Annotated in this window: 12 protein-coding genes; 2 read left to right on the top strand and 10 right to left on the bottom strand. The window is 62.7% G+C overall.

Annotated elements, in window-relative coordinates; all coding sequences use genetic code 11:
- Nucleotides 1-26: 26 nt before the first annotated feature.
- Both Q1A85_RS12120 and Q1A85_RS12115 read right to left on the bottom strand, forming a co-directional pair.
- A complete protein-coding gene (locus Q1A85_RS12120; RefSeq protein ID WP_299689260.1) occupies nt 27-770 on the bottom strand; it encodes an SDR family oxidoreductase in 744 nt (247 codons plus the stop codon).
- Between the two features lies 1 nt (nt 771).
- Nucleotides 772-1,407 carry a YceI family protein gene (locus tag Q1A85_RS12115; protein ID WP_299689257.1) on the bottom strand — a complete coding sequence of 212 codons (636 nt, stop codon included), beginning with the start codon at nt 1,405-1,407 and terminating at the stop codon, nt 772-774.
- A gap of 96 nt (nt 1,408-1,503) precedes the next feature.
- On the opposite strand from Q1A85_RS12115, the gene Q1A85_RS12110 reads away from it, so the two are divergent.
- Nucleotides 1,504-2,391: a LysR family transcriptional regulator gene (locus Q1A85_RS12110; protein WP_299689254.1), complete on the top strand. Its 888-nt coding sequence runs from the start codon at nt 1,504-1,506 to the stop codon at nt 2,389-2,391.
- Nucleotides 2,392-2,430: 39 nt separating this feature from the next.
- On the opposite strand, the gene Q1A85_RS12105 is transcribed toward Q1A85_RS12110, so the two are convergent.
- The 6 genes from Q1A85_RS12105 to Q1A85_RS12080 form a co-directional block, all read right to left on the bottom strand.
- Complete coding sequence (locus Q1A85_RS12105) at nt 2,431-3,102, bottom strand: D-lyxose/D-mannose family sugar isomerase (RefSeq protein ID WP_299689251.1); 672 nt, start codon at nt 3,100-3,102, stop codon at nt 2,431-2,433.
- Nucleotides 3,099-4,022 (bottom strand): carbohydrate kinase, encoded by a 924-nt coding sequence (locus Q1A85_RS12100; RefSeq protein WP_299689248.1) that lies wholly within the window; start codon nt 4,020-4,022, stop codon nt 3,099-3,101. The genes Q1A85_RS12105 and Q1A85_RS12100 overlap by 4 nt, the downstream gene beginning before the upstream one ends.
- On the bottom strand, nt 4,019-4,648 hold the full coding sequence (locus Q1A85_RS12095) for a hypothetical protein (RefSeq protein ID WP_299689245.1): 630 nt from the start codon (nt 4,646-4,648) through the stop codon (nt 4,019-4,021). Before Q1A85_RS12095 ends, Q1A85_RS12100 begins: the two co-directional genes overlap by 4 nt.
- Nucleotides 4,638-5,405, bottom strand: a complete 768-nt coding sequence (locus Q1A85_RS12090) for an ATP-binding cassette domain-containing protein (protein WP_299689242.1) — start codon at nt 5,403-5,405, stop codon at nt 4,638-4,640. The genes Q1A85_RS12095 and Q1A85_RS12090 overlap by 11 nt, the downstream gene beginning before the upstream one ends.
- On the bottom strand, nt 5,402-6,472 hold the full coding sequence (locus Q1A85_RS12085; protein WP_299689239.1) for an ABC transporter permease: 1,071 nt from the start codon (nt 6,470-6,472) through the stop codon (nt 5,402-5,404). Before Q1A85_RS12085 ends, Q1A85_RS12090 begins: the two co-directional genes overlap by 4 nt.
- A 74-nt stretch (nt 6,473-6,546) precedes the next feature.
- Entirely contained in the window at nt 6,547-7,566 is a 1,020-nt protein-coding gene (locus Q1A85_RS12080) for a sugar ABC transporter substrate-binding protein (protein ID WP_299689236.1), read from the bottom strand.
- Nucleotides 7,567-7,719: 153 nt separating this feature from the next.
- Here Q1A85_RS12080 and Q1A85_RS12075 point away from each other — a divergent pair, with 153 nt between their 5' ends.
- Nucleotides 7,720-8,922 carry an ROK family transcriptional regulator gene (locus tag Q1A85_RS12075; protein ID WP_299689233.1) on the top strand — a complete coding sequence of 401 codons (1,203 nt, stop codon included), beginning with the start codon at nt 7,720-7,722 and terminating at the stop codon, nt 8,920-8,922.
- Here the strand turns inward: Q1A85_RS12075 and ugpC are convergent.
- Complete coding sequence (gene ugpC / locus Q1A85_RS12070) at nt 8,919-10,007, bottom strand: sn-glycerol-3-phosphate ABC transporter ATP-binding protein UgpC (protein WP_299689230.1); 1,089 nt, start codon at nt 10,005-10,007, stop codon at nt 8,919-8,921. The genes Q1A85_RS12075 and ugpC overlap by 4 nt on opposite strands.
- 52 nt (nt 10,008-10,059) lie before the next feature.
- On the bottom strand, nt 10,060-11,718 hold the full coding sequence (locus tag Q1A85_RS12065) for an alpha-glucosidase (RefSeq protein WP_299689227.1): 1,659 nt from the start codon (nt 11,716-11,718) through the stop codon (nt 10,060-10,062).
- Nucleotides 11,719-11,726: the final 8 nt, after the last annotated feature.

Raw genomic sequence — 11,726 nt, 5'->3', positions numbered from 1 at the left:
TTTCTGGTCAGAAGAAACCAGCGAGGTCAGGCGATGGGGGGAAGACCCACGAGGCTGCGCTCTTTGTTTGTTTTGAGGGTGAAATCGATGCCGCTATAGGCGTCGCCAACAGGACCCATAAGCATTCCGATGGCCTGACCGACCCATTCGGGCGGGATGTGTTTGTCCCAGTCAAGTTGGCTGACGGGGTTGATACCGGAGGCTTTGATCTCGCGCTGCATGTCGGTGGCGACGGTGCCGGGCGACAGGCCGATGACGCGGATGCCTTTGTCGCGCATTTCCTTGTCGGCGTTGCGTGTGAGGGACAGCACCGCAGCCTTGGTGGCGCAATAGTGGCTCCAACCTTCGAGCGCGCCGGTGGCGGCACCGGAGGAGATGTTGATGATGGTGCCGCCACCTTGGGCCACCATGCGCGGCAGGGCGGCGCGGATGCCGTGATAGACGCCCTTGACGTTGACGTCGACGACCTTGCCCCATGCGTCCGGGTCGCTGTGTTCGAGCCGGGCGATGGGGTCGATGAGACCTGCATTGTTGACGAGCACGTCAACTTTGCCTGCGGCCTCCATCAGCGCCTCGACTTGGCCGTAGTCGGAGACGTTGCAGGGCACCGCGAGCCCGCCGGTTTCGTTGGCGAGCGTCCGGAGCGCGTCGGCTGAGCGGGCGGCGAGGACCACCCGCGCACCGTGTTCTGCCAGCACGCGGGCCGTGGCGGCCCCGATGCCTTTGCTGGCGCCGGTAATCACCACGGTTTTGCCGTTTACATGTTCCATCTCAGCGCCCCCAGTTGCACGGAATATTCGTCTCGGATGCGTTTGTGCATTGCACGAGGTCAAAGTGCAAATCCACATCGACGCTGAGACCGGTAGGGCTGTCGAGAAATGCGATAAAGTCCATGCCGTGTTCAAGGCGCAGGATTTCGCCCGTCGCTTCAAAGCCCACCACGCGCACCTCGTCGTAGTTGGGGATGAAATCGGGGTAGGTCCGGTCGCGGACCAATTCGAAGTCGAGCGTGACGGGTGCTGCGGTGCCGCGCAGGGTCAGGTCGCCGTGCAGTTTGCCGGAGGTTGGGGTGAGCATCTGTATTGCGGTGGAGGTAAAGGTGATCTGCGGATTGTTTGCCGCATCCAGATAGTCGGCGGCGCGCAGGTGTTGGTCGCGGGGGGCGTGATTGCTGTCGTTGCTGGTGGCGTCGATGGTGAAGGTGATGCGTGATGCTTCGGGATTTTCCTCGTCGATCAGAAAGCTGCCGTCAAAGCTGTTGAACCGCCCCACGGTGCGGCTGAGGCCCATGTGGTCGATCTCCCAGCCGATATGGGCGTGTCCCAGATCGAGGGTCCATTCGGTGGGTGCCGCGTGGGCTTGGGCGGTGGCCAGAAGGATGGCGGCGAGGGGGAGGGTGCGGTGCATATCATGTCTCCGGTTTGGTGTGTTGACAGAGCTACGCCGTGCGATGTGCGCAAAAAAGACTTCGCTTTGCAGGATAATCGTGCAAATTTGGCATGAATGGATACGGATGCCCTCAGGATCGTGCAGTTGGTTGCGCAGCATGGCAGCTTTGCCGCGGTGGCACGGGTGATGGCCATGGATCCGTCATCGGTCAGCCGCACGGTGGCAGGGATCGAGGCGCAGTTGGGGCTGCGCCTGTTCCAGCGATCCACACGGCAGTTGCGTCTGACCGAGGCGGGGGCAGTCTATCTGGCCCGCCTTGGTCCTTTGCTGGATGATCTGGACCTTGCGCGTGATGCGGCGGCAGAAATTGGCACCGTGCCCAAAGGGCGCGTGCGGCTGACGGCTTCGGTGGCCTTTGGCCATGACGTTTTGGTGCCTGTGCTTGGCGCGTTGCGGGCTGAGTTGCCGGACATCGCGCTGGAACTGATCCTGAGCGATCAGAACGTGGATCTGGTGGCGGGGCAGGTGGATCTGGCGATCCGGTTGGCGCCCGCGCCCAAGGGCGATTTGATCAGCACGCGGCTGCGGTCAACCCGCTACCGGGTCGTGGCGTCACCGGATTACGTGGCCGCGCATGGCGCGCCCGACCGGCCCGAAGCATTGGTGGACCACGAGGTGCTGCGTCTGACCCTGCCGGAGTACCGCACCGATTGGCATTTTCGGGGGCCGCGCGCGGTGACGGTGCCGGTTGCAGGCCCGGTGCTGATTTCCAACGCGCTGGCGCTGCGCGCGGCGGTACTTGCGGGGCTGGGGCCTGCCTTGCTGGCGGATTGGCTGATTGACGCGGACATTGCGGATGACCGTCTGCTGGACCTGTTTCCGACCTACGCGGTGAGCGCCACCACTTTCGACACCGCTGCATGGTTGCTGTACCCCAGCCGTGCCTATCTGCCGACCAAGGTGCGGGCCGTCATAGATGCCCTGCGGCGGCACATCAGCTAAGCGCGCCGCTGCGGCTTTCGCCCATTTTGCACCGGCGTGTCAGGTGTTGTAATCGCTGACCAGCAGGTGGGTCGGCGCCACGTCCTCTTCGATGTTCGAGAACCGCCCGATCGGTTCGGCAAAGATATTGTCGGTGAGGTCATCATTGACCGTCGAAACCTCGTGGATCAGGCAATCGCCGCCCTCACCCCAAAAGGCGTGCCATGTGGTCGGGGTCAGTGTGACAGAGGCCCCCACAGGCAGTTTGAGGTGCCCGCCAGCGGGCAGAGTCACAGGCACGCCATCGGTCCGCACATGCACATCCGCCTTGCGATCGATCCCGCCGTGGTCGTCGCAGGTGAACAGTTCCAGCACCAGCGTGGCACCGCCGCGGTTGATGATATCCTCTGTCTTGAGGACGTGGCGATGCATGGGTGACAGTTGATCCTGCCGCGAGATCATCAGCTTTTCCGCGTAAAGCATTGCGCCCTGCTGGCCCATCTCGCTGAGATCGCCGTTGCGCAAGGTGAACAGAAACAGGCCCATCTCGTCAAACCGACCCTCGCCGTAATCGGTAATGTCCCAGCCAAGGCGGCGGTCGCGGATCTGGGCGGCTTTTTCGGACCGCATGTCGTCCGGGCTCCACCCTGCGAAGGGCGGCAGGGACCAGCCGTGTTTGGCAAAAAAGGCCGCACCGTCGGCGAGGATGTCATTTACGCGGGATCGTTTCATGTGCCGTTCTCCAACTCGTGCGCCCATGGCGGATTGGCCCCGGCGCGGGACACGGTGACAGAAGCGACGCGGGCAGCATAGGCCAGCATGTCGGTCAGCGCCGCAGCGTCGAGGTTCAACAGGGCGGCTGGCGTCAGCGCGCCCGCTTGGCGCAGGGCAATGAGGCAACCTGCGTTGAACGTGTCGCCCGCGCCCACCGTATCGACCACGCTCACCTTTTGGGCGGCCACGCGCACAGAGGTGCCGCCACGCAGGTAGGCCGTGGCGCCGTCGCCCCCTTCGGTCAGCAGCAGCATCTTGGGACCCATGTCGAGCAGGGCGTGCGCCTTGGCCGTCAGATCACCGTCGGGGATCAGCCAGCTGATGTCATCGTCGGACAATTTGGCGATGTCGACCCGGCCCAGCAGTCGGGTCAGCCGGTCGCGATAGGCCGTCTGGTCGCGGGCAAAGCCGGGGCGGATGTTCGGATCGGCCATCACCAGCGTGCTTGCGGGAATGCCAATGGCCATGTTGATCAGGCTGTCGGCCACGGGTGGGTTGCACAGAGAAATGCCGCCAAAGAACACCGCCTCGGTGCCCATAGGCACGGCAGGCAGGTCGGCGGGTTGGATCGCGCTGGTCGCCGTTTCCTCGTCGTAGAAGGTGTAGGTGGCGTTGCCCTGATCCAGATGAACAAAGGCCAGCGTGGTGTTCCGGCCCGAGCGGACCGAATGGGATGTGTCCACATGGCTTGCGTGCAGGTGGTCGGCAATCATCTGGCCAAACGGGTCCGAGGACAGGCCCGTCACGAGGCCCGAAGGCGCACCCAGCCTCCCCAGCGCCACGGCGGTGTTCAGCACCGCGCCGCCCACATGGGGCACATAGGCACCGTCGTCGTTGGGGATCATGTCGATCAAGGCTTCGCCAGCGCACAGGATCATGTCGGGGCCTCCGTGAGGGTAATATCGGCTGCGGTCGAACCCGTCAGCACGGTTGCGGCATTTGGCACATCATTGCTTTCGATCCAAGCCATCGGATCGGGTTTTCCGTGCTGTGCCCACCGGTCGCGCAATCTGGCGACAATCTCTTGCTTGGGGGGGTGCAGCGCGATGGACAGGGACCAGCGGTCATGCAGGTCACACCAAGGCGGTGTCTTCAACAGCAGGTAGTTCCCTTCGACCAGAACCGTCCGGCAGGATGCCGGCACGCGCCCGGCCCCTGCGATGGCAATTTCCCGTTCCCGGTCAAAGACCGGGAAAATCACCGCGTCCGGCGATTGCAGGGCTGTCACAAGCCGGACAAAGCCTGGGGCGTCAAAGGTATGAGGCGCGCCCTTGCGGTTTTTGGTGCCGTCCGTTTCCAGCAGCCGGTCGTCGAGGTGAAAGCCGTCCATAGGCACCACCGCCGTCTCTTCCCCGGCCATCCGCAGCGCAGCGGCGAGCGCAGAGGCGAAGGTTGATTTGCCACTGGCAGGCGGACCAGCAACGGCGATGAGTCTGCGGTGCGGTGTGGGAGAAAGCGCGGTGATGCGCGTCACCACATCCGCAAGGGTGACGTCAGGCGGCAAGGTCCGGCTCCGCCGCGCCGGTCATGTAGGCCACCGCGTCCGACATCGAATGCTCGGACGGATCAATGACACACAGACGTTTGCCCAGCCGGTGCACGTGGATGCGGTCGGCCACTTCGAACACGTGGGGCATGTTGTGGCTGATCAGGATGATCGGGATGCCGCGCGATTTGACGTCCTGAATCAGTTCCAGCACCCGGCGGCTTTCCTTGACGCCCAGTGCGGCCGTTGGTTCATCCAGAATGATGACCTTGGAGCCAAAGGCCGCCGCACGGGCCACAGCGACACCCTGCCGCTGGCCACCGGACAGGGTTTCAACAGCCTGATTGATGTTCTGGATCGTCATCAGGCCAAGTTCGCTGAGCTTTTCGCGGGCGAACGCCTCCATTTTGCGCCGGTCCAGTTGGTGAAAGACCTTGCCCATCAGCCCCGGTTTTTTCAACTCGCGGCCCATGAACATGTTGTCGGCAATCGACAGGGCAGGGGACATGGCCAGCGTTTGGTAGACGGTTTCGATCCCCGCTTCGCGCGCGTCGATGGGGGTGCGGAAATGCACCTGCTGGCCATCAAGGAAAACTTCGCCCTGATCGGGGATCACAGCACCCGACAGCGCCTTGATCAACGAGGATTTGCCCGCACCGTTGTCGCCGATGACAGCGAGGATTTCGCCGGGATACAGTTCAAAGTCGCAGTGATCGAGGGCCGTGACCTTGCCATAACGTTTGACCAGATTTGTGGCGTGCAAAATGGGTTTCATGCCGAGACCTTTCTAATCCATTGGTCGACCGCCACGGCGGCGATGATCAACATGCCGATCAGCATGAAGGTCCATTGCGGGTCGGCACCCTGCATCCGCAGACCCATCTCGAACACGCCGACGATCAGCGCGCCAAAAAAGGCGCCAAAGATCGAACCACGCCCGCCAAACAAAGAGATGCCGCCGATCACCACCGCCGTGATGGCCTGAATGTTGCCAATAACCCCGGTAGACGCGGACGGCGTGACGGAACTGAACCGTCCGATCATCACCCAGCCCGCCACGGCGCAGATCAGGCCGGTCAGGATATAGACGGACATCAGCGTGCGGTGGACGTTCACACCGGCCAGTTCCGCCGCTTCCGGGTCATCGCCTACAGCGTAGACATGGCGTCCCCACGCGGTCGAGCGCAGCGCATAAGCCAGACCAATGACGATCAGGATCATCAGGATCACGCCATAGGTGAAATTCGCCCCGCCGATGGAAATCTTGTTGCCAAGAAACAGAAGTGTTGGCGCTTCCTCGCGCAACTGGCTGGAGCGCAGCGTTTCGTTGCGCGAAAACAGATAGGTCGAGGCCAGCACGATCTGCCACATGCCCAGCGTCACGATGAAGGGCGGGATTTTTACGCGGCTGACCAGAAATCCGCTGATTGCGCCAATGGCCGCGCCAAAGCCGATGCCGATGATCAGGCTTAATTCGGCGGGCAAGCCGTAGCGAAAGGTGAATTGCCCCATGATAACGGTGCAAAGCACGGCGATGGCGCCCACCGACAGGTCGATCCCCGCCGTCAGGATGACAAGGGTCTGCGCCGCGGCCAGCACGCCCACGATCTGCACCTGTTGCAGGATCAGCGTCAGCGTCCCAGCCGAGAAAAAGCGTTGCCCGATCAGCAGGCCAAACAGCGAAATGGCCACGACAAGAATGATTAGCGGCACCAGCGCCGGGTTCACATGCAGGGCGTGTTGAACCTTGCCCAGCAGCCCTTTGTGGTCGTCGTCGAAATGCGCAACCTCTTCGGCTGCGGACGCTTTGACGACGTTTTCATAGTCCTGTGTGTCTGCCATGTCCTGCCCCCCGGTTTTGAATGTCGGGGCGGGCCGCACTGCTGCAGCCCGCCCCGGTATCAGATGTCAGGCGATCAGCCCCAGCAGCGGTCGGTGCCTTCGGCCACGTCGATGCTGTCCACGCCATCCGCAGGCTTGTCGGTCACCAGCGACACGCCTGTGTCGAGGAAATCCTTGCCTTCGGTGTTGGCGGGCAGGGTGCCATCTTTGGCGAATTGTGCAATCGCCTCGATGCCGAGCGACGCCATCAGCAGCGGGTATTGCTGCGATGTGGCGCCGATCACGCCATCGGCCACGTTCTGCACGCCGGGGCAGCCGCCGTCGACAGACACGATCAGCACGTCGTTTTCGCGACCAATGGCGGCCAGCGCCTCATAGGCACCCGCGGCGGCAGGTTCGTTGATCGTGTAGACCACGTTGATCTCGGGGTCGCGGGCGAGGCAGTTTTCCATCGCCGTGCGACCGCCTTCTTCGTTGCCGGCCGTCACCTCGTTGCAGATGATGCGTGGGTCGTCTTCGTCGCCCCAGCGGCTCACGTCTTTGACGTCAATGCCAAAGCCGGTGAGGAACCCCTGATCGCGCAGCACGCCCACGGTGGGCTGACTGATCGCCAGATCCAGCATCGCGATTTTGGCGTCGGCTGCGGCGTCGCCCAGCGTGGCGGCAGCCCACTGGCCGATCAGTTCACCGGCAAGGAAGTTATCGGTGGCAAATGTCGCATCCGCCGCGTCAATCGGCTCCAGTGGCGTGTCGAGGGCAATGACCAGCAGGCCCGCCTCGCGCGCCTGTTCAACGGACGGGACAATGGCCGCCGTGTCCGAGGCGGTCAGCAGGATGCCCGACGCACCGTTCGCGATGCAGGTTTCGATCGCGGCCACCTGCGCCTCGTTGTCGCCGTCGACCTGACCGGCATAGGAATTCAGGGTGATGCCCAGTTCTTCGGCTTTGGCGGCGGCACCTTCGCGCATTTTGACAAAAAATGGGTTGGTGTCCGTTTTGGTAATCAGGCAGGCGGATGTGCCATGGCCATCGGCCCAAGCGGTGCCAGCGGTGACGGTCAGAGCGGCAGCAGTGCCCAGAAACAATTTCTTCATAGTGTCCTCCCAAAAATTCAACAGCCCCTCCGAACCTCCGGAACAGGCGTGCTAACCCAAGGGAAACGTGATTCTGGATGCGTGTCAATTAATAATTCAACTTGATTTATTAATTGACGGGCGTAAAAATTGCCACTGTGAGGAGGCGGTGTAATGACACTGGATCACGTGCGCAGCCTGTCCGGCGGCATCAACCAGATGGGCGTGCGGGCCTATAATGAACGGCTGCTTTTGTCGATCATGCAGCGCAATGGCGCCCTGTCCGGGGGGGAATTGGCGCGGCGCACCGGGCTGTCCCCGCAGACGACCTCCGTGATCCTGCGCAAGCTGGAACAGGACGGGCTGTTGCGGCGCGGCGACCCGGTCAAGGGCAAGGTGGGCAAACCGTCGGTGCCTTTTTCACTGAACCCCGATGGCGCGTTTTCCATGGGCCTCAAGCTGGGCCGACGCAGCGCGGATCTGGTGGTGCTGGACCTTGCGGGGCAGGTGCGTCAGCAATTGCGCCGCACCTATGATTATCCTCGTCCGGGGCCGGTGCTGGACTTTTTGAACATGGGCTTTCAGGACCTCACCAGCGCGATGTCCGACGATATGTCGAGCCGCCTGTGCGGCCTCGGCGTCGCGGCGCCGTTCGAGCTGTGGAACTGGCACGAGGTGCTGGGCGCGTCCGAGGACGATTTCGCCGCGTGGAAAGACGCGGACATGGTGGGTGAGGCGGCAGACCTGACCGGCCTGCCCGTGCGCATGGTCAACGACGCAACGGCGGCCTGCCGGGCGGAACATATATTTGGCATCGGGCGGGAATATCGCGACTACGTCTACTTCTTTGTCGGGGCATTCATCGGGGGTGGCATCGTGCTGGACCACGCCGTGTTCGAGGGCAATCAGCAAAACGCCGGTGCGTTTGGGTCGCTCATGGTGCCGGACCGCGCGGGCAGGGCGCGACCCCTTATTGATCTTGCGTCCATCCGGTCGCTGGAGAAACGGCTCGAAGAGGCGGGGCTTGATGCCCGCCAGTTGTGGGAGACGCCGCAGGACTGGTCCCATCTGGAGGACCACGTAGGCCCGTGGGTCGAAGAAACCGCGCACGCGCTTGCGGCGGCAAGCGTGGCGGCAAGCGCTGTGATCGACTTTGAGGCGGTGGTGATCGACGGCGGGATGCCAGAGAGCATACGGTCGCGTCTGGTTGCTGCGGCGTCAGAGGCGCTGCGCCACATGGACACGCGCGGGCTGATATCGCCAGTGATGACCGAAGGTCAGATCGGTGGGAATGCGCGCGGCATCGGGGCCGCTGTGGGGCCGATCATCAACCAGTATCTGCTGGATCGGCCCGCCACTTTGTTTGAACAGGCCTAGCGGTAGTAAAGCGAACGGCCATCCGCAAACAGCTGCACCTTTTCCGGCGCTGCGGTCACGGTCACGGTCTGGCCGCGCAGGCCGGGATGAATACCGGCCATCTTTGCCAGCACCGGTTCCTTGCCCTCTTCGGCCTCGAAATAGAGGATCGTAACCTCGCCCAGAGCTTCGGTGAAATCGACCTTGCCCTTGTAGATGCCATCGCCATCCGTTGCGACGCAATCCTCGGGACGCACGCCGACATTGACCTGCATCCCCATATCCGCATCGGTTGTGGGTACGGCAGAGACGGTCGTAAGACCGCTGGCCATCTTGACTGTCGTCTGTGCGCCGGTGCCGACAATCTCGCCCGGCAGGAGGTTCATGGCGGGTGAGCCGATGAACTGTGCCACAAATTCGTTTTCGGGCCGCTCGTATAGTTCCAGCGGCGTGCCGACCTGCGCGATGCCCTTGTTGGCCAGCACCACAATACGCGTGGCAAGGGTCATCGCCTCCACCTGATCGTGGGTCACATAGATCATCGTGCTGTCGGGCATCGATTCCTTGAGCTGTGCAATCTCGATCCGGGTGGCGACCCGCAGAGCCGCGTCGAGGTTGGAAAGCGGTTCGTCAAAGAGATACACTTTGGGGTCCCGCACGATCGACCGGCCAATCGCCACACGCTGACGCTGACCACCGGACAGCGCCTTGGGGAGGCGGTCAAGATAGGGTTCGAGTTGCAGGATACGCGCGGCCTTGTCGACGGCGGCGTCAATCTCTTCGGGCGACTTCTTGGCCAGTTTGAGGGCAAAGGTCATGTTGTCGCGCACGGTCATGTGCGGATACAGCGCGTAGGACTGGAACACCATCGCGATGCCACGCTGCGCAGGCGGCACGTCGTTGACGAGGGTGCCGTCAATATCAAGCGACCCGTCCGTGATGCTTTCCAGACCGGCGATCATCCGCAAGAGCGTGGACTTGCCGCAGCCTGACGGGCCGACAAAGACGATCAACTCGCCCTTTTCGATGTCGAGGTTGATGTCCTTGAGCACGTTGACCGTGCCGCCATACGTCTTGCCGACGCCGGTAAGTTTCAAATCTGCCATCGTGTCGTCCCCTCCCCGTGGACGGACGCGCCGTTCGCCGGCGCGTCTGGTGTTATGCCTTGAGCGCCAGTGCCACTTGCCACGGACCCAGATGCAGGTCGCCGTCCGGACCGGGCGCGATGCTGCCCAGTTCCGAGCCGATGTTCAGCCATTTGCTGCCCGCGGGCAGGGCGTGGCTTACCGGCACATCGCTCAGATTGAATGCGCAGTAGATCACCTCGGTGTCGTGACTGCGGGTGAAATGCAGGACGGACCCGTCCGCGGTGACATTGTCATGCGCGCCGCTGATCAGCGCGGGATGCGCCCGCCGGAACGCCAGCGCCTTGCGATAATGGTGCAGCAGGGCGGCGGGGTCTTCTTCTTGAACCGCCGCGGCGTGGTGCAGATGCTCGGTGCTGATTGGCAGCCACGGACGTTCCTCGGAAAAACCGCCATGGCTGTTCGAGGCTTCCCACACCATCGGTGTGCGGCACCCGTCGCGGCCCTTGAACTCGGGCCAGAACTCGATCCCGTAGGGGTCTTGCAGGTCTTCAAAGGCGACATCCGCCTCACCCAGACCCAGCTCTTCGCCTTGGTACAGGCAGACCGAGCCGCGCAGCGACAACAACAGCGTGGCCAGCGTCCGCTTGGCCGCGTCCGTCAGCGCCCAGCGGGTCGCGTGGCGCATCACGTCGTGGTTGGAAAAGGCCCAGCAGGCCCAGCCGTCCGTGACATACGCGTCCACATCCGTCAGCACCTTGGCAAACCGCTCAGCAGTCGGGGCATGGCCCGACAGGAATTCAAAGCTGTAGCACATGTGCACGCGGTTATCGCCTGCGGTGTACGCGCCCATGATCTCCAGACCCTTTTGCGCGTCGCCCACTTCGCCCACGGCAGTGGTGGCGCCGTATTCGTCCATCACTGCGCGGAACCGTTCGAGGAACGCGAGGTTCTCGGGCTGGTTCTTGGAATAGAGATGCAGCTGGTGGTTATAGGGGTTCACACGCGGCGCAATGCTTTCGTCGCGCTGATCCACGGGCAGGGCGGGGTTCGACCGCAATGCCTTGTCGTGGACGTAGAAGTTGATCGTATCGAGGCGGAAGCCGTCCACACCCCGGTCCAGCCAGAACCGTACCACGTCCAGCAATGCGTCCTGTACCTCCATGTTGTGAAAGTTCAGGTCAGGCTGTTCGACGAGGAAATTGTGCAGGTAATATTGCTCGCGGCGGCTGTCCCACTGCCACGCCGAGCCGCCAAAGATCGACAGCCAGTTGTTGGGCGGTGTGCCGTCGGGTTGGGGGTCGGCCCAGACGAACCAGTCAGCCTTGGGATTGTCGCGGCTGGCGCGCGATTCCGCGAACCACGGGTGCATGTCGGAGGTGTGCGACAGCACCAGATCAATCATCACGCGCAGGCCCAGCCGGTGGGCCATTGCCACCAGCGCGTCGAAATCGGCCAGCGTGCCGAACATCGGATCAACGTCGCAATAGTCGCTGACGTCATAGCCGAAATCCTTCATCGGCGAGGTGAAGAACGGCGAAATCCAGATCGCGTCCACACCCAAGGATGCGACATAAGGCAGGCGGCTGGTGATGCCGTTAAGATCGCCAATGCCATCGCCATTGCTGTCCTGAAAGCTGCGGGGGTAGATCTGGTAGATCACCGCACCGCGCCACCAGTCTTTGTCAGCGCTCAGCGTTTTGGCCATATCGGCGTTCGCGTGTGTGTTCATGAACGGTT

Origin of the sequence: uncultured Tateyamaria sp. (assembly GCF_947503385.1) — a bacterium.
In the GTDB taxonomy this organism is placed as follows: Bacteria; Pseudomonadota; Alphaproteobacteria; order Rhodobacterales; family Rhodobacteraceae; genus Tateyamaria.
This window is presented reverse-complemented; position numbering and strand designations above follow the sequence as displayed.